Source organism: Comamonas serinivorans (assembly GCF_002158865.1).
GTDB classification, from domain to species: Bacteria; Pseudomonadota; Gammaproteobacteria; order Burkholderiales; family Burkholderiaceae_C; genus Comamonas_E; species Comamonas_E serinivorans.
In genome coordinates, this window is record NZ_CP021455.1 from 4,433,252 (window position 1) to 4,451,015 (window position 17,764).

Here is a 17,764-nt window from a genome sequence, read left to right on the forward strand (position 1 = left end):
TCAACGCACATCAAACCCATCACCCGGCAAGAAACCCAGGATGTGGGCTTGCGCATCCAACACGGCCACCCATTCCTGTTTGTGAAGCACGGGCAAAAACGTTGCATCTCCCAGTTGCACAGCATGCTTGGCAAGAAGAAGGTCGGCTCGGTCGGCCAGTTTGGGATAACGCTTGACGAATTGCGCCAAAGGCCGTGCACGCGCCAGCGCTTTGGCTTGATAGCTCGCGTCGTAGGGCACATAGAACTCGGGACGCTGGGCGTAATCACGTCCACCCGCCACAGACTCAAACATCACAGTCTGCCGCTCTTGCGAATCTTTGGGTTCTCGAATGCCCACCACAAATGGACCCTTGAATACCTGCGGCTGTAAGCCAACGGGCAATTGGGCTAAGGCTGCCCGCACATCGGCATCGCCATAGTCCGCCATCGACACGGCACGGAAGCGATCGCGCTCATGCACCAGGTACAGCGGCCTTGCTTGATACACCGTGTGCACACCATAGGCCAGCGCCGTCAATTGAATCAGCACCACCAGCGTGACATCGACCCATCGCTCGCGGCGAGACTTGGCGGGGTTGAACAAAATCAAGGTCAACAGCGGCCCGCACACCACATCAACACCGATGAGGATCAGGAACAGATGGCGGCCACCGGAGAGCAAGTCATAGGGTGAGGGGTACCACACCCACAGCACCACGGCCGCAATCAAGGCTGCCACCAAGACAGACGCCAACAAATGCACACCCGCAGCACGCAAAGCAGCGGGCATTCGGTGAGGAAGGAATAAAGCCGTCATGGGCTGCTGGTGGTCATTTCGTCACTTCGATGATCCGAAGGATCAACGGCATTCTGCCGGTGCGTATTTGGCGGGTAAGGTCCCCAGCGTCCGGTTGCCCAAGTTGCGGGCGGCGGCTGTGATCGCCGAGGCGCTGGCACAGGCCCAATCCACGGCACCCGCTTGGCCGGCAGGCACGGTGCCATTCACGTTCGGCGAAAACACCACCGTACGGCCCAGCACATCGGAAGGGAAACCGCTACCGGGCGCGTTGGACAAGGTGATCACAATGGGCCAGGGCGTGACGGAACCTGTGATCTGAATGTCGGCAATGAATTTACTGGCCTTGTCCTGAACAGGAATGGCGTTGTAGCGAACTGCGGCTTCATCCAGTCGCGCAGGGCCACCGCCAGCCGCTTGGGCAAGCGCCTGCTTGGGCGTGGCGACCGCCACCAGCGCCTCGGTGATCTTGGCGCGCGTGGTGAACACCTGATACGCCGGCAGGGCCAGCGCGACCAGGATGCCGATGATGGCCACCACCACCATCAACTCGATCATGGTGAAGCCTCGGTGTGTCATTGATTCGTTTCCAGCGCACTGTCCAGCAATAAAAAAGAAAAAGGCCGCATGACGCGGCCTCGAAATCCACAGAGCGGCAGCTGTTCGGCCATCCGCTCACAGGATCAACGGCATTCGGAAGGCGCGTACTTGGCGGGCATGTCGCCGTTAGCAGCCACAACCAAGCCACGCGTCGTGGCAGTGGTGTTGGCGGTAGATGCGCAAGACCAGTCGATAGCACCGGTCACACCCGCAACGAGAGCAGCACCTTGCACATTAGGCGTGAAAACCAAAGTCTTACCTGCTGCTTCAGTTGGCAGACCAGCATCAGCGACGGTACCCGACATCACGGTGATGTCGCCAGCTGCGCCAATCACGATAGGAGTAGTCGGATCCAAAAATTTGCTGGCTTTTTCAGCTGCAGGACGAGCGTTATATTCTGCGACGGCAGCGGTAACGCCGGCCAAGCCATCCGATTGGAACGCTTCGCTGATCAAGCTCTTGGGCGAAGTGGCGGCGATCACCATTTCCGACACCTTCGAACGCACGGTGTAATCCTGATAAGCCGGCAGCGCGATGGCAGCCAGGATGCCGATGATCGCCACAACGATCATCAGTTCGATCAGCGTGAAGCCTTGTTGAATCTTTTTCATGGTGAACTCCTAGAGCGGAATGAGGTTGGTTGGTTGGGTAACTCAGCACACTGTGCGTCACCGCACGCCTTGTTCTTTGCAGGGGCCGTGCCAACTTGCTGCCGGCGTGCATAGTTGGCAGCGCGGCCTGAGCTGGGTCAGCAAACGTGATCCATTTGGCGTCGTTCTGGGGACAGCGCCCGAAACTGGCCCGCCCTGGTGACACGATTTGTCACTTCAGCCCGGTTCACCACCTGACAATTTGTGTCAACGTGACCATTTGTGACAAGTGATGCGCAAATGTTGTCACTTGTCCGTTGGCATGCCGTGCCAACACAGCCGCCTGTCGCCCTCTACATGGCTGGTCGACGTCAAAAAACTTGCGGCGCTTGGTTGAACGTGAAGGGCGCAGAGAAAGCCGAACCAGTCATTCGCTGGACGCTGGCAGCGGCACCGCGTCGCTCCACGCTTCCACCACCTGCACACCCAGCGCCTTGAGGCGCTTGCGCAGTTTGCGCACGTGCCAGTCTTTGCTGACCAGGGTGGCGCCGTGGGCCACGGCCAGGTCGATGAAGCACTGGTCGTCGGCGTCCTTGCAGCGTGCGGGGGCGGTGGGCGGTGCGTCTGCGGGCTGGCTCAGCGCGTCGAACTGGCGGAGCACCTGCTCGGCCGTCACGCCCTTGGTCTGGGCCACGTTCTGCAGGTGCGGGTAGGCCAGCACGCGGCGGCACTCTTCGCGCATGCGGGGCGTGGCCAGCCACCGCACCTGGCCGCTGGCAATGGCCTGGGCCAGGGCTGGCGTGCGCGGGTCCTGGAACAGGAACAGGTCGAGCACGACGTTGGTGTCGATGACCAGGGGGCGAGGGGTAGACGGCCTGCTGCCTGGGCTCAGTGGCTCGGCGCAGGCAGCGCCGGCCGCTGGCGGTGTGACTTCGACCTGGGCCGCACGCTCTTGCAACGGCTCGGCTGCGGCTTCGCTGCGAACGCTTGCACAGCCGCCTGCCAGTGTGCCCACGGCCGATGCGCCAACGACCGATGTGCAAGCCGCCGATCCGGCTCGTCCCAGGCGGTTGGGCGCCACCTCCATGGCCCCGCCCGCATCCTGCATCGCGCCGCCGGCCTCGGGGTCCGAGGGCGCCGCGCCCGCGCCTGCGCCCGCGTCAATCGTCATGGCTGGGTGGCGCCGGGGGCGCGGGCCGCTCGACCCGCGCCGTCAGGTCGAAGCGGAACAGCCGGCATTCGATGGGGCCGTTCCACATGGGCACGCGGCGGGTTTCCTTCAGGCGCAAGCGGCCCGGCAGCTTCAGGTCGGGCGTCAGCAGCCAGGCCTGCCAGCCCCCGAAATGGCGCTTCCAGTGGGCCGACAGCTGCTGGAAGAAATCGTCGCCGGCATTGACCTCGGCCTGGGCGGCGCCCGGTGCCAGCCGGCTCGCTGCATCGCGGTCCGCCGCGCCGCGACCACGGGCATCCCCCCCGTGGGTGTGGCGCTGTGCAGCCAGGGTACCCGCCTGGAACGATTCACGGCCCATCGCAAACCGCTGCATACCGGCCACACCCGCCGCCGCAATGCGTTCGCCATACGGGGGATTGAGCAGCAACAGACCGGGCACGCCCGCCGCAGGGCCGGCGGCCACGCTGGGGGGCATGCGCTGCAGCGCGTCGCCCCCGCGCAGGTGCACGGCACGGGCCACGCCGGCGCGCTCGGCGTTGCGCTGGGCAAAATCCACCATGCGGTGGGCCACGTCGCTGCCAAACACGGTTATGGCGCTGGCCGCCGGCGGGGGCAAGACCTGCATGGCGGCCTCGCGCTTGAGGGCCTGCCAGGCGGCGCCGTCGTGCGGCCGCAGCTGTTCAAAACCGAAGCGGCGCTGGCCGCCGGCCGGCAGGTTCAGCGCCAGCTGCGCGGCCTCGATGGGGATGGTGCCGCTGCCGCAGCAGGGGTCGTACAGCGGCAGGTCGGCCACGCGGCGCTCGGCCGGGTGCCACCAGCCGCTCGCGGCCAGCATGGCGGCGGCCAGGGTTTCCTTGAGCGGCGCGTCGCCCTTGTCCTGGCGCCAGCCGCGCTTGAACAGGGGCTCGCCACTGGTGTCGACGTACAGCGTGGCCGATTCGCGCGTGAGGTGGGCGAACACGCGCACCTGCGGCGCGTGGGTGTCCACGCTGGGGCGGGTGCCGTCGCCGCGGTCGCGAAACCGATCCACCAGGCCGTCCTTGATGCGCAAGGTGGCGAAGTTCAGGCTTTTGAGCGGGCTGTGCTGGGCCGTGAGGTCGATCTTGAAGGTCTGGCGCGCGGCGAACCACTCTTCCCAGGCCACCTCGCCCGCCAGGCGGTAAAGGTCGTCTTCGTGCGCATAGCCGCCATGCGCCACCTCGATCAGCACGCGCTGGGCGATGCGGCTGTGCAGGTTGAGCTGCATGACGGTGCGCCAGTCGCCACGCGCCCACACACCCCCGCGACCGGTCATCAAATCGTCGCCCGCCAGGCCGGTGAGGCCGTGAACCTCATCGGCCAGCCAGGCTTCCACGCCCGCGGCGCAGGGCAAGAACAAATGCATGTCAATCCAAACGTGAACACGGCCCACGTGGGTGCGAGCCGGGGGCGATTGTCTCAGGCACAGGCGGGCTGAAGGTCTGCGTGTGCGGATACAGCCGTTTTCGATAAGCCAGCAACGCATCCATCTGGCCGGCCAACATCGCCTGATGCGGCCCAGCGCGCTACGCGCCCAGGCTCAGGGCAGCTGAAATTCGATGCGGGGCTGATCTGCCAGCGAGCCCACAGTCCAGGTGTAGGCCTTGCTCAGCAGGCCGGGGGTGCCGTTGGCGTTGTGGCTGATGACCTTGGCTTTGGGCGGCAGGGTGATGCTGACCTTGCCGGCCACCTGGATGCCCAGCTCCTGCAGCGCCTGGCGGTCCTTGTCCTTCAGGGCGGGGCCGGTGACGGTGAGCACGCGGCGCGTGGCCCAATCCTTGTCCGAGACCTGCAACACCTCGTAGGTGGCGGCCTTCATGCCAAGGGGGCCGGGGTTGAAGTCGTCCTCGAACTTCAACGCCAGGCGGGTGTCGTCGATGGCCTTGAGCTGCTGGATGCCGGGGCGCTGGCGCTCCTTGTCGAGCTCCCGCTGCATGGCGGCCTTGTCCTTGTCGGTCAGGCCACCGGGTTTCTGGCGCGTGGCGGCAATGACCATGGCGTTGGCCACGGTGCCATCGAAACGGTAGCGGTAGCTGCCGTCGGGCTTGAAGGTGGCATCGGCGGTGAATTTCTCGGGGACCAGACAGCCGCTCAAGGCAGCGCACAGGGCTGCAGCAAGCACAGGTTTCAGCGCGTTCATGGCGGCGATTGTTGCAGAGCAGCACGCACACCCACGGGTGCGGCCACGGCAGCCAGATGGGCCATGACAGGCGCGCATGGCGGTTTCGCCGAGAATCGGCGCCATCGCTGTGCGCCCCCCTCAACCGACCCACACCATGCTGCGCTACCAGACCATCCCCGTCACGCCTTTTGCCCAGAACTGCTCCCTCGTCTGGTGCGACGACACCCAGAAAGCAGCCGTCATCGACCCCGGCGGCGACCTGCCGCAGCTGCTGGCCGCGGTGAAGGCGCTGGGGCTGGCGCTGGAGCAGATCTGGCTGACGCACGCCCACATCGACCACGCGGGCGGCACGGGCGAGCTGGCCGAAGCCCTGAACCTGCCCATCGTCGGCCCGCACCCGGGCGACCAGTTCTGGATCGACGGCCTGCCGGAGCAAAGCATGCGCTTTGGCTTTCCACCCGCCAAGCCGTTCACGCCCACGCGCTGGCTGGCGGACGGCGACACGGTGCAGATCGGCCACTGCACGCTGAACGTGCGGCATTGCCCGGGCCACACGCCGGGCCACGTGGTGTTCCACTCGCCCGAGGCCCAGCGCGCCTTCGTGGGCGACGTGCTGTTCGCGGGCAGCATCGGCCGCACGGATTTTCCGGGTGGCAACCACGAGCAGCTGCTGGCCAGCATCCGCGAGCGCCTGTGGCCCATGGGCAACGAGACGGTGTTCATCCCGGGCCACGGGCCGGAATCGAGCTTTGGGCAAGAGCGGCGCACCAACCCGTTTGTACACGATTGAACGGCTGAGAGCCCCATCAGCGACAGGGCGATGGGCGTCTTGAGGTGGGAGGCGAGCCATGGGCCCATGCCTGACCGACCCCGCCCATCCAGCTGCGGATGCCCTGCCCGCCAGACCGCGGGACCAGCCAGGCCCGATGGGGGACGATCGGCCGCCCCAACCGCGGGATCCCATGCGTGGTGATCACGGCCACAAGGGCCTGCGGGCAAGAACCCGATCCATGAACAGTTGCTGCTGTGCCGCCTGCAGGCATGGCGGCGGCTCAGGCCAGGGCGTCACCGACGCACACATTCACCCAGTATGACCCCAATCCCGTTTCATATTGAACGGGAGGCGACCCATACCCCCTCAACCATCACAGGGGTCGCCCCACTGGGGTCTGGAACGCGCCCGGCTGCTCGCCGCTGCGCGCGGGCGGTGCGCTGGGGCTGGTCGATGGGCCTGCGGCCGGCGCCGTGGTCGATTGGTGGGTGCCCACCGCGCGCTGAGGCAGGCGGGTCTGCGCCACCCGGCTCTTCTCGTACAGGCCCTGCACCTTGCCCAGGTTGGCTTCAAGCTGGCGGATGCGGTTGGGACCGCTGGGGTGGGTGGACAGGAAGCCGCCCTGGCCGCCGTCGTTGGCCATCATCTTGTTCCACAGGCTGATGCTGGCGCGCGGGTTGTAGCCCGCCCGCGCGGCGATCTCCAGCCCCACCAGGTCGGCCTCGGTCTCGTCATTGCGGCTGAACTTGAGCACCAGCAGCTGGCCGCCCAGGTTGGCCAGCGTGTTGCCCAGGTCGCCCAGGCCGAAGAGGGACGAGACGATGGACAGGCCGGCCCCCGTGGCCGTCTGCTTGGCGAGCTGCTCGCGCGCGTGTTCGCGCAGGGCGTGGGCCATTTCGTGGCCCACGATCATGGCGACCTCGTCGTCGCTGAGCTGCAGCTTGGTCAGCAGGCCGGTGTAGACGGCGATCTTGCCGCCGGGCATGCACCAGGCGTTGATGTCGTCGGCGCGGATGAGGTTGATCTCCCACTGCCACTGGCCGGCGCGCTCGTTCCAGGGGCCAGCCTGGGCCACCAGCCGCTGGGCGATGCGGCGCAGGCGCTGCAGCTGCGCGTCGCCGGCCGGCGCCAGCTGGCCTTCGGCCTTGGCCTTGGCGATGACCTCGCTGTACTGCTGCTGGGCCGCCTGCTCCAGGTCTTCGGCCGGCACCAGGCTGCGCAGGCGCGACGCGTTGCCCACATCGACCTGGGCCAGCGCGGGCGTGGCCAGCGCGGCGGCACCCAGCGTCAGCCAGGCACGGCGGTGGGACGAGAACGGGGCCAACGAGGCCGGGCGGCGGGTGAGGCAGAACTGGCACATGGTGGCCCATGATAATCAGCGGGGCGGTCCAGCGGGCCACCCGGGCCATGCACGCCGAACCGGCGCGGTGGCGCCCCAGGCCCGCTCACCCGACGCCGCCCCGACGACCACCCAACGCCCTTCACCGCGCGAGCCTGGATGCCCTGTCACGACATGCCCCTGCCTTCTTCCGCCCTGGCCCGGCGCCGCTTGCCATGACGTCCTCACCCGCCGCTCCTGTGCCACCCGGCGGCCGCTGGGCCCGCTGGCTCGCCGCCCTGCGCGTGTACCGCGAACCGGCCAGCCTGCGCATGCTGGCGCTGGGCTTCGCGGCCGGCTTGCCGCTGCTGCTGGTGCTGGGCACGCTGAGCTTTCGCCTGCGCGAAGCCGGGGTGGACCGCGCCACCATCGGTCACCTGAGCTGGGTGGGCCTGGCCTATGGCTTCAAGTGGGTCTGGGCGCCGCTGGTCGACCGCGTGCCCCTGCCCGCGCTGACGGCCATGCTGGGGCGCCGGCGCAGCTGGCTGCTGCTGTCGCAGGCGGCGATTGCGGCCGGCCTGGTGGGCATGGCCCTGCTGGACCCGCGCGACGGCCTGCAGCCGCTGGTGCTGTGCGCGCTGCTGGTGGCCTTCGCTTCGGCCACGCAGGACATTGCGCTGGACGCCTTCCGCATCGAATCCGCCCCGGGCGACCGGCAGGCCGCCCTGGCCGCCTGCTACCAGACCGGCTACCGCCTGGCCATGATCTGGTCGGGCGCCGGCGTGCTGTGGCTGGCCGCCAGCCAAGAGGTGCAAAGCCTGGCCAATGGACTGAGCGAGCGCTGCCAGGCGCTGATCAGCCAGGCCGGTGCGGTGGCGGCCGACGTGGCCCAGGGCGCGGCCCAGGCGGCCGCCGCAGGTGCCTCGCAAGCGGCGCAGGCCGCTTCGACGCAGGCGGCGCCCAGCGCCAACGCCAGCGTCGGCCAGGCGCTGGCCGGCAGCTACCAGAACGGCCCCTGGGAATTCGCCTACCTGATCATGGCCGTGTCCATGGCCGTGGGCATGCTGACCGTGTTGCTGATGCGCGAGCCCGCGCCATCCGTCCATGCCGACGCCGACAACGCCGCGGCCTACCAAGGCGCGCTGACCCGCCTCGCGCGCGACGGCGCGCCCTGGCTGGGCGTGGCGGCCTTCGCTTGGTGGGTGCTGCTGGTGGGCCTCACCATCGCCGCCGCCGCGCGCCTGTTCAGCTGGGACACGCTCACCCCCGCCGCGCTGAGTGCCCAGGGCGCCGGCTGGCTGGTGCCTTGGCTGCTGTCGGCCGTGGGCCTGGGGCTGACGGTGCTGGGCTGGCGCCGCCAGGGGCCCATGCTGGTGCCGGCCGCCGGCAGCGCCACCCAGGGCCTGCTGGCCTGGATGCTGACCGCCTTCGTGGCGCCGTTTGCCGAGTTCATCACCCGCTACCGCTGGCAGGCCGTGCTGCTGCTGGCCCTGGTGGGCACCTACCGCATCAGCGACGTGGTCATGGGCGTGATGGCCAACCCCTTCTACGTGGACATGTGCTTTTCCAAGGCCCAGGTGGCCAACGTCACCAAGGTCTACGGCGTGGTCATGACGCTGGCGGGCGCCTTCATCGGCGGCGTGCTGTCCATGCGCTTTGGCGTGATGCGCGTCATGGTGGCCGGCGCGGTGTTGAGCGCGCTGACCAACCTGGCGTTCTCGTGGCTGGCCGGCTTTGCGCCCGACATCACGCACGCCGCGCCCGCCCTGTGGCGCCTCATCGTGGTGGTCTCGGCCGACAACCTGGCCAGCGGCATCGCCTCGGCCGCCTTCGTCGCCTACCTCTCATCGCTGACCAATGTGCGCTACTCGGCCACGCAGTACGCGCTGTTCAGCTCGATGATGCTGCTGGCGCCCAAGGCCATCGCCGGGTTCTCGGGCGAGTTCGTCGATGCCCACGGCTATGCCCACTTCTTCTCGGCCACCGCGCTGCTGGGCGTGCCCGTGGTGCTGCTGGTGCTGCTGGCGGCGCGGCAGCGATCGACCACCCCCGAGAACAAACAGGAGTATGAATGATTACCCGTTGATTTGAAAACGGCCACCGCCTCATACTCCCGACAAAAATCAACCACACCCCCACGCTTTACCCATCTTTACATGAGCGACACACCCCAGGTCCAGCCCCGCGCCATGCTCAGCGCATCGGGGTTCTCCCCATGATTCGCCGCTCCCCGCCCATGTCCACGTCGCTGTTGATGATCGAAGACGACACCCGCCTGGCCAACATGGTCAGCGAGTACCTGTCGCAGTCCGGCTATGCCGTCACCCATGCCGCCGATGCCGCCCAAGGCCTGGCCCAGCTGGCGGCAGAGGTGCCGGCGCTGGTCATCCTCGACCTCATGCTGCCCGACCTGGATGGTCTGGAAGTTTGCCGCCGCATCCGTGCCTCGGCCGGCGAAGCGGCCAAGGTGCCCGTGCTCATGCTGACGGCCAAAGGCGACCCCATGGACCGCGTGGTCGGCCTGGAACTGGGCGCCGACGACTACCTGCCCAAACCCTTCGAGCCCCGCGAGCTGCTGGCCCGCATCCGCGCCGTGCTGCGGCGCAAGGGCGACGGCAGCGGCGCCCCGGCGGCGGCGAACGCCCTGCAGTTCGGCAGCCTGGCCATCGACCGCGACGCGCGCGTGGTCACGCTGGACGGCGCGCCCTGCGACCTCACGTCCTACCAGTTCGACCTGCTGGTGGCGCTGGCCGAGCGCGCAGGCCGCGTGCTGTCGCGCGACCAGATCATGGAGGCCGTGCGCGGCCGCGAACTGGAAGCCTTTGACCGCTCCATCGACGTGCACGTGGGTCGCATCCGGGCCGCCATCGAGGCCGACGCCAAAAACCCCAAGCGCATCCTCACCGTGCGCGGCGTGGGCTACGTGTTCGCCAAGCAGCAGGATTGAGGACGGCCATGCCCATCCGGTGCCCGGCTTTCGCGAGGTGCGCGGTCCCGACACCCGTCGGCGGCCACGCCGCCTGGCCGTGCCGGGACGTTGACGCGCACCCCAACCCGACACCGACGGCCCGTCCTGGTCTGCCGAGCCCGCGGGGCCGTGAGCGAACCAGCCCTTGGAGCGCGCCATGAGCGCTGCCCTGCACCGACGCCTGTTCGGCCTCTTCGGCAGCCGGCTCTACCTGCGCATCTGGCTCGCGGTGGTGGTGGCCGTCGCCCTGCTGGCCTTGTTGGCCGGCTGGGCCTGGCGCGCCGCCGAAGACGCTCGGCGCGACACCACGGTGGCGGCGGCGCGCGAGATGATCGTGCTCAACGCCGATGGCGAGGTGCTGGGCACGGGCCAGATGCGCCCCATCCGCGACGGCCGGCGCAACCCGGACGCCGGCCAGGATTTCTCGCTGCAGTTGCCGGGGCAGCCTGGTTACGTGCTGCGGATGCCGCCGCGTGAACACCGCCCCATCGGCCCGCCCTGGGCCCGTGGTCCCTACGCCACCTCGGGCTACCTGTGGCTGCTGGCGGTGGTCGCGCTGGCGGTGGGGCTGGGCGTGTACCCCCTGGTGCGCCGGTTGACCAGCCGGCTCGAAGGCCTGCACCGCGGCGTGACCGAATGGGGCACGGGCAACCTGCGGGCGCGCGTGCCGGTGCACGGCCACGACGAGGTGGCCGATCTGGCGCAGCGCTTCAACAGCGCCGCCGACCACATCGAAGCCCTGATGGACGCCCAGAAGTCGCTGCTGGCCAACGCCTCGCACGAGTTGCGCTCGCCCCTGGCCCGCATCCGGCTGGCCATTGAGCTCATGGACCACAACCCCTCGCCGGCCACGCGCAGCGAGATCAAGCGCAACATCGCCGAGCTCGATCAGCTCGTCGACGAAATCCTGCTGGCCAGCCGCCTCGATGCGCGCCAGGTGGACCTGGGCACGATCGAGTCGGTCGACATGCTGGGGCTGGTGGCCGAGGAGGCCGCCATGACGGGCGCCGAACTCCAGCTGGATGGCGAGCCCGAGCGTTGCCAGGTGAATGGCGTGGCCAAGCTGCTGCGCCGCATGGTGCGCAACCTGCTGGAAAACGCCAAGCGCTACGGCGCCGTCTCGCCGGAGGCTCCCGTGACCGTCACGCTGCTGACCCGGGGCCAGACCCTGACCATCCAGGTGGCCGACCACGGCCCCGGCGTGCCGAGCGCGCTGCGCGAGCGCATCTTCGAGCCCTTCTTCCGCACCCCGGGCGCGTCGGAAACGGCCGGCGGCGTGGGCCTGGGCCTGGCGCTGGTGAAATCGATTGCCGAGCGCCACGGGGGCGCCGTGCGCTGCGAGGCCCGCAGCGATGGCGCGACCGGCGCGGTGTTCGTGCTGGAGCTGCCGGCCGGCGCGTGAAGCGCGGCGCAGCCGGGCTCACCGCGCCGGGTCGGCACCGAACGCCGCGACCCGCTGGGGCAGCAACTCCGGAATCAGCCGGCATAGTTCACACTTTGACGGCCGGCGTCAGCCCACACGCCGGTGAGTCCGTGGAAATTCGCCTAGAGTCGGGCCCTGAACTGTCACGCATCAAGTCAGCGCTGCTTGCAGCACCACTACAAACCCATAACGACATGCTCACAACCGCTTGGCTCACGCCAAGCGGTTTTTTCTTGGGCGCTCGGATCAGGCCTGCGACCGCGCCGCGCCCGGCGTGACCAGCATGGCGCTGAGGATGGCCAACATGAACAGGTAGAACAGGTTGCCGCTGTTGTGGGCGAAAAAGACCTGGGTGAAACCAAACCCGATGTACGACAGCACCAGGCACACCCCGACCAGGCGAACCGCCAGGTCCTGCTCGCGCGCTTCGGGCGTGGCCAGTCGCTCGAGGCGCCGGCGCGAGGGCCAGAACACCGCCAGCGGCACGCCATAAAACAGCAGCAGGGCCAGCACCCCCACGCCGCCGCGGCGCGCGAAGGTATCCAGCAACTCGTTGTGCGCATGGCTGAACTGGGTGACGAACGCGCTCACCTCGCCATGCTCGGCCCGGCTGCGCTTTTCCCGCTCATAGCCTTCGCTGCCCCAGCCCCACACGGGGCGTTCCGTCCCCAGGCGCCAGGCCAGTTGCCAATGGGCGAGGCGCTGCCCGATGGAGGTGTGGGCCTCGCCGGTGTCGACATACGCGTTCACCTCCTCCATGGCCAGCGCGGTGCGCTGGCGCAGGTTGTCGTGAAAGGCGCCGCCCAGCAGCAGCACGGCCAGCAGCAGAGCGCCTGAAGCACGCCACACGCGCACCGTCGGCAGCCAGCGCAGGGCCAACCACAGCAGCACGGGCGCCAACAGCAGCAAGGCCAGCCAGCCACCGCGGCTTTGCGACAGCACCGACGCCATCAGCCCCATGAAGACACCGCCCGCCAGGGCCCAGCGTTCCGTCGGGCGCCAGCGCGCCCACAGGCAGACCAGGCCAATCAGGCACATCACGCCCAGACACAAGGCCAGGTTGCCATACTGGATCTCGTTGGTGTGGCCCGCGGCCCGTTCCAGCCCCTGGCCCCAGACCTGCCAGGCGCCCACGCAGCCCGCCCCCCAGGCGCCCACCGCCACGCCACGCCACACCGCTTTGCAGGTGGGCGCCCATTGCGCCAGCATGAGCAGACAGGGCAAGGCCGCAAGGTATTTGATGGGGCGGTCCAGCGCCTTGAGCGAGCCCGAACTCGGGTCGAAGTCCAGCAGCAAAACCAGGGCCATGAGCGTGATGGCCAGCGCCAGGCCCACAGTGTGACGCGGCACCGGCTTGCCCAGCCACTGCGGCAGGCTCAGGATGGCCAGCAGCAGCAGCGCGAGCGCACCGTATGAATACCCGGAAGGCAGCCACAGCGCAAAGCCGGGCACCAGAAAGGCGGCCACGTTCACGCCGCGTTGCAAAACCGACCTGGACAACCGCACTATCGACGCACGCGATCGGTCAGACTCTTCGCGTCATACGCCAGCGCGGCATAGCGAAAAAAGCACTCCTGGGCCACCAGCCAGCAATACAGAAAGCCGGGGCCCCCACAGAGGAAGCCGCGCTGCCAGATGTACAGCCGCAGGAACATGGCCGTGCCCGACGCCACACCGCGCCAGACCCCGCCTTTTTTGCCGCCCTGCGCGCGCTTGGCCGCGCCCAGCATGGCGTACTGGGTCATCTTTTCGAGGCTGGCACGCACGGTTTCACGGGAGTGGTGCAGCAGGCGCGACTTCATGCGCCGCTTGGGCAGGTCAGGCCGCGTGACGGCGTTTTCGTGCACCGCGCCCTCAAAGCGCAGCAAGGAGCCGGTCTTGAACAAGCGCGTGGCGCCCCCGGTGTCCATGCGCTTGAGAGGGTAGCCAAAGGCGACCTGTTCCCAATCGACGCGCCACTGCGCGTCCTCGCCGCTGGCCACGATGCGCTGCAGCTCGGCCCGCAGATCGGGGCCGATCTCCTCATCGGCGTCGAGGAAAAAAATGTACTCGGCCCGGCAGGCCACCAGTTGGTGGTTGCGCTGCGGCCCAAAGCCCTGCCAGTCCGGCTGCCGAATGACCTGCGCGCCCTGCGCCAGGGCCAGCTCGCAGGTGTTGTCGGTCGAGCCGCTGTCGACGACCAGGCGCTGGTCGGCAAAGGCGGCGCTGCGCAGGCAGGTTTCGATGTGCCGCGCCTCGTTGAAGCTCAGGATGGCGATGCAGAGGCTGCCACGGCCAAGCTGCGGCTGACCCGGCTCGGGGCTGGGGGCCGGCGACACGACACGCAAGCCACCATGGGGCATGCCGTTCGAAAGCTTGGCAGGGGTCAAGGCAGTGGTCATCCCAGGGGAAAGTGACTTAGCGGGTCGCCAGCATGCGCGCAAGCGCGGGGGCCCGTGCAAGCAGTCGTGTCGATTGTTTGCACAGGCAACGTCCGGCGAGGCGGCCCGCTGCCTCATGCGGGCCCGACAGCCGCTGAGCAAGCCTGGCTGGCCGGCTGCGCGGCGTCGGCCTGATGGCGATCAAATGCAGATGTTCATGACTCCAGCGTTTGATGTGCATATTGGCTGGAGACATTTGATTGCAAGTCAGTGTGCACCTTCGAACACTTCACCGGCCTTCAGGCGGTACTCGGTGCTGCAGTAGGGGCAGATGCCGAAGCCCTTGGCGCCGACGTTCAGGTACACCTTGGGGTGGCTGTTCCACAACGCCATGTCGGCCTTGGGGTTGGGGCAGAAGATGCCGCCTTGGTCGTTCAGGTCTTTGACCAGCAGTTCGACGGGTTGTTGGGTGCTCATGGCGTGTCCTCTCAGGCGTTCACGGGCGTGAGCCAGTGGGCGTACTTGGGGTTGCGGCCGTTGACGATGTCGAAATAGGCCATCTGGATCTGCTCGGTGATCGGGCCACGCGAGCCGATGCCGATTTCGACCCGGTCCAGCTCGCGAATCGGCGTGACCTCCGCGGCGGTGCCGGTGAAGAAGGCTTCGTCGGCGATGTAGACCTCGTCGCGCGTGATGCGCTTTTGCACCACCTCCAGACCCAGGTCCTGGGCGATGTGCAGCACGGTGTTGCGCGTGATGCCGTTCAGCGCGCCGGCCGACAGGTCGGGCGTGTAGATCACGCCATCCTTGACGATGAAGAAGTTCTCGCCCGAACCCTCGGACACGAAACCGGCCGTGTCCAGCAACAGCGCTTCGTCGTAGCCGTCGTCCGTGGCTTCCAGGTTGGCCAGGATGGAGTTGGTGTAGTTGCTGACCGCCTTGGCCTGCGACATCTGGATGTTCACGTGGTGGCGGTTGAAGCTCGACGTCTTGATGCGGATGCCACGGGCCATGCCCTCTTCGCCGAGGTAGGCGCCCCATTCCCAGGCCGCCACCATGGCGTGGATGGTGTTGCCGCGTGGGTTCACGCCCAGCTTCTCGGAGCCCAGCCAGGCCAGGGGGCGCAGGTAGCACGAGGCCAGCTGGTTCACGCGCACCACTTCTTTGTGCGCTTCGTTGATCTCGTCCTGCGTGAACGGCAGCGGCATGCGCAGCACCTTGGCGCTGTTGAACAGGCGCTTGGTGTGGTCGTGCAGGCGGAAGATCTGTGTGCCCTGGGCGGTCTGGTAGGCACGCACGCCTTCGAACACGCCACAGCCGTAGTGCAGGGTGTGGGTCAGCACATGCACCTTGGCGTCACGCCATTCGACCAGCTGGCGATCCAGCCAGATTTTTCCGTCACGGTCGGACAGGGGTAGAACGGCGCTCATCGAAGGTCCTCGTCAATTCATCTGCATCACGGTGCGGCCGCAGGCCCACCAACCACGCGAACGGCAGGCATCCGCGCAAACTTGGTGATTTTACGATCTGCCGCGTTGTCGATGGGGTCTTGGGCCGATCATTTGACCGTGCGGTGCCACTTCCCAACAACCGCGCCCTGTCCGCCCGCGTCCCTGTTGACCCCAGCCGCTTGGCCGCCCGGGGTGACCCGCCGCGCCGCGCCCGGCGACGCCGACCTGGCCGCGTTGAACGCCTGCGGCCAGCCACCGGTGCCGGTCGCCATCGGCCACGACGTGCCCGGACGCCACGACGGGGTGGCCCGGGCCCTGGACTGCACGCCGCCGGCGCGGCTGGCCGACGGCTCCTCCGACCCCGAGGCGGGCGACTGCGGGCGCCAAGGTGGCGGCGGCGAAGCCTTGGGTCAGCCGCAGCAGCGTGCCCCCGATACCAACCCACCGACGGATCGCCCGCCACGCAACGCTGAAACAGCGCCGGGCGCGTCATCAGCGCGTACAGCGTGAACAGCCCGCCGCAGGAATGCCCCAGAGCGTCTGGCGTTGGGGATCGACGCGTGCCCGCTGCGGCACGGCCGGGCGAATGCGCTCGGCGATGAGGGCCAGGAAGGGGTTTCACGCCCGCCAGGCGCCGGGCGTGACGGGGCGGGTGCTCGTCGGCGGCGCGCGGCCGGGTACCGCCTCGGACGCGCCGGCCGGCGCGTCCACGGTCGCAGCAGCTGGGGCGCCCTCCGGCCGCGAAAGCGCGCAAGCGCCGGGCACGCGGCTGGCCGCCGAAGGCATGGACATCCGCATCCAGGCCTTCCTGCACCCAAGCCCCGGCCAGCTGTTTGCCACGTCGCTGCGGCCAGTCATGCAGCCGATCACCATGTGATGGAGTATGGGCCTATTTTCGTTTTCAGAAAAACGACAACAGCCCCATACGCCTTGCCTCAACGGCTGGCGTTGAACGGCAGGTCCTTGTCCACGCGCACGTCGCCCGGCAGGTTCAGCACGCGCTCGGCAATGATGTTGCGCAGGATTTCGTCGGTGCCGCCGGCAATGCGCATGCCGGGGGCATACAGCTCGGCCGTCTGGAACCAGCCCTGCATGGGCGCGGCATCGGGGTCGAGGAGCGCGCCGGCCTGGCCTTGCAGCTCGGCCCCGTACTCGGCCATCTGGCTCAGCAGGCGGGCCGACACGATCTTGCCGATGGACGACTCCGGCCCCGGCGTCTGCCCCCGCGAGAGCTGGGTCATGGCGCGGAAGCGCGTGAACTTGAGGCCCATCTCCTGCGCATACCAGTCCGCCATGCGCTCGCGCACGCTGCTGTGCGTGATGGCGGCATGGCCGTCGATCGGCACCTGCTCGGTCAGCTGACGCAGGTCGTCCACGCTGGGGCGCGTGGTGCCGCCCACGGCCAGGCGCTCGTTCATCAGCGTGGTCAGCGCGACTTTCCAGCCGCCGTTCACATGGCCCAGCCGCTGGCTGTCCGGAATGCGCAGGTCGGTGAAGAAGATCTCGCAGAAGTTCGACGTGCCCGAAATCTGCTTGATGCGGCGGATCTCGATCCCGGGCGACTTCATGTCGATGAAGAACATGGTCAGGCCCGCGTGCTTGGGCACGTTGGGGTCGGTGCGCGTGAGCAGGATGCCGTAGTCCGAGATGTGGCCGCCCGAGGTCCAGATCTTGCTGCCGTTGATGACCCAGTCGTCGCCGTCCTTCTCGGCGCGCGTGCGCAGGCCGGCGACGTCCGAGCCGCCGGCGGGTTCGGAGAACAGCTGGCACCAGATTTCCTCGCCCCGCAGCGCCGGGCCGACGTAGCGCTGCAGCTGTTCGGGCGTGGCATAGGCCATCATGGTGGGGATGCACATGCCCAGGCCGATGGCGAACACGTTGCTGGGCACGTCGTACTCGGCCTCTTCCTCGTGGAAGATGATGTGCTGCATGGGCGTGCCGCTGCGGCCGCCCCAGCGCTTGTCCCAGGTGATGCCGGCAAAGCCGGCCTCGGCCTTCTGGCGCTGCCAGGCCTTGGCCTTGACCAGGGCGTCGGGGCTTTCGTCGTAGCGCTGGCGCACGCTGTGGGCATCCTTGCTGCGGCGCGGCACGTGGGCGTCGAGGAAGGCGCGGGCTTCGGCGCGAAACTGCGCTTCTTCGGGGGTGTCGTTGAAATCCATGGCGATGTTCCTTGTGGGCTCGGGGTCAAGCGGCA

Annotated in this window: 18 protein-coding genes; 6 read left to right on the forward strand and 12 right to left on the reverse strand. The window is 68.1% G+C overall.

Annotation, left to right across the window (positions count from 1 at the left end):
* The 6 genes from CCO03_RS18965 to CCO03_RS18990 all read right to left on the reverse strand — a co-directional run bounded on the left by CCO03_RS18965 (position 1) and on the right by CCO03_RS18990 (position 5,296).
* Entirely contained in the window at positions 1–771 is a 771-nt protein-coding gene (locus tag CCO03_RS18965) for a pilus assembly protein (protein WP_157667805.1), read from the reverse strand.
* 69 nt (positions 772–840) lie between these two features.
* Positions 841–1,335, reverse strand: coding sequence for a pilin (locus CCO03_RS18970; protein ID WP_269466884.1), 495 nt, complete (start codon positions 1,333–1,335; stop codon positions 841–843).
* 125 nt (positions 1,336–1,460) lie between these two features.
* A complete protein-coding gene (locus CCO03_RS18975; RefSeq protein ID WP_087283639.1) occupies positions 1,461–1,988 on the reverse strand; it encodes a pilin in 528 nt (175 codons plus the stop codon).
* A gap of 406 nt (positions 1,989–2,394) precedes the next feature.
* Entirely contained in the window at positions 2,395–3,138 is a 744-nt protein-coding gene (locus CCO03_RS18980; RefSeq protein WP_236903943.1) for a putative toxin-antitoxin system toxin component, PIN family, read from the reverse strand.
* The gene (locus tag CCO03_RS18985) at positions 3,128–4,522 is read right to left on the reverse strand and encodes a THUMP domain-containing class I SAM-dependent RNA methyltransferase (RefSeq protein WP_087283641.1); all 1,395 of its coding nucleotides are present in this window, start codon (positions 4,520–4,522) and stop codon (positions 3,128–3,130) included. The genes CCO03_RS18980 and CCO03_RS18985 overlap by 11 nt, the downstream gene beginning before the upstream one ends.
* Positions 4,523–4,696: 174 nt before the next feature.
* On the reverse strand, positions 4,697–5,296 hold the full coding sequence (locus tag CCO03_RS18990; protein ID WP_087283644.1) for a hypothetical protein: 600 nt from the start codon (positions 5,294–5,296) through the stop codon (positions 4,697–4,699).
* 136 nt (positions 5,297–5,432) lie between these two features.
* Here CCO03_RS18990 and CCO03_RS18995 point away from each other — a divergent pair, with 136 nt between their 5' ends.
* Positions 5,433–6,068: an MBL fold metallo-hydrolase gene (locus tag CCO03_RS18995; protein WP_087283646.1), complete on the forward strand. Its 636-nt coding sequence runs from the start codon at positions 5,433–5,435 to the stop codon at positions 6,066–6,068.
* A 355-nt stretch (positions 6,069–6,423) separates the two neighbouring features.
* Here CCO03_RS18995 and CCO03_RS19000 read toward each other — a convergent pair whose 3' ends face one another.
* Positions 6,424–7,410, reverse strand: a complete 987-nt coding sequence (locus CCO03_RS19000) for a M48 family metallopeptidase (protein WP_087283648.1) — start codon at positions 7,408–7,410, stop codon at positions 6,424–6,426.
* Between the two features lie 194 nt (positions 7,411–7,604).
* On the opposite strand from CCO03_RS19000, the gene CCO03_RS20125 reads away from it, so the two are divergent.
* From CCO03_RS20125 to CCO03_RS19015, 3 genes are all read left to right on the forward strand, one after another.
* Positions 7,605–9,443, forward strand: coding sequence for an AmpG family muropeptide MFS transporter (locus CCO03_RS20125; protein ID WP_169717496.1), 1,839 nt, complete (start codon positions 7,605–7,607; stop codon positions 9,441–9,443).
* A 161-nt stretch (positions 9,444–9,604) separates the two neighbouring features.
* Positions 9,605–10,315: a response regulator gene (locus CCO03_RS19010; RefSeq protein WP_087283650.1), complete on the forward strand. Its 711-nt coding sequence runs from the start codon at positions 9,605–9,607 to the stop codon at positions 10,313–10,315.
* A gap of 178 nt (positions 10,316–10,493) precedes the next feature.
* A complete protein-coding gene (locus CCO03_RS19015; protein WP_087283652.1) occupies positions 10,494–11,738 on the forward strand; it encodes a sensor histidine kinase in 1,245 nt (414 codons plus the stop codon).
* Positions 11,739–12,005: 267 nt separating this feature from the next.
* Here CCO03_RS19015 and CCO03_RS19020 read toward each other — a convergent pair whose 3' ends face one another.
* The 4 genes from CCO03_RS19020 to CCO03_RS19035 form a co-directional block, all read right to left on the reverse strand.
* Entirely contained in the window at positions 12,006–13,259 is a 1,254-nt protein-coding gene (locus CCO03_RS19020) for an O-antigen ligase family protein (RefSeq protein WP_087284946.1), read from the reverse strand.
* Between the two features lie 5 nt (positions 13,260–13,264).
* On the reverse strand, positions 13,265–14,128 hold the full coding sequence (locus tag CCO03_RS19025; protein WP_236903945.1) for a glycosyltransferase family 2 protein: 864 nt from the start codon (positions 14,126–14,128) through the stop codon (positions 13,265–13,267).
* A gap of 258 nt (positions 14,129–14,386) precedes the next feature.
* The gene (locus CCO03_RS19030; RefSeq protein WP_087283656.1) at positions 14,387–14,596 is read right to left on the reverse strand and encodes a zinc-finger domain-containing protein; all 210 of its coding nucleotides are present in this window, start codon (positions 14,594–14,596) and stop codon (positions 14,387–14,389) included.
* An 11-nt stretch (positions 14,597–14,607) separates the two neighbouring features.
* On the reverse strand, positions 14,608–15,549 hold the full coding sequence (locus CCO03_RS19035; protein WP_087283659.1) for a branched-chain amino acid transaminase: 942 nt from the start codon (positions 15,547–15,549) through the stop codon (positions 14,608–14,610).
* Positions 15,550–15,735: 186 nt separating this feature from the next.
* Between CCO03_RS19035 and CCO03_RS19040 the strand changes: the two genes are divergently transcribed.
* Together CCO03_RS19040 and CCO03_RS19045 are read left to right on the forward strand one after the other, a co-directional pair.
* Complete coding sequence (locus CCO03_RS19040; RefSeq protein ID WP_157667806.1) at positions 15,736–16,080, forward strand: hypothetical protein; 345 nt, start codon at positions 15,736–15,738, stop codon at positions 16,078–16,080.
* Between the two features lie 16 nt (positions 16,081–16,096).
* Positions 16,097–16,447 (forward strand): hypothetical protein, encoded by a 351-nt coding sequence (locus CCO03_RS19045; RefSeq protein WP_157667807.1) that lies wholly within the window; start codon positions 16,097–16,099, stop codon positions 16,445–16,447.
* Positions 16,448–16,505: 58 nt separating this feature from the next.
* Here CCO03_RS19045 and CCO03_RS19050 read toward each other — a convergent pair whose 3' ends face one another.
* Complete coding sequence (locus CCO03_RS19050; protein ID WP_087283668.1) at positions 16,506–17,729, reverse strand: acyl-CoA dehydrogenase family protein; 1,224 nt, start codon at positions 17,727–17,729, stop codon at positions 16,506–16,508.
* Between the last annotated feature and the right edge of the window lie 35 nt (positions 17,730–17,764).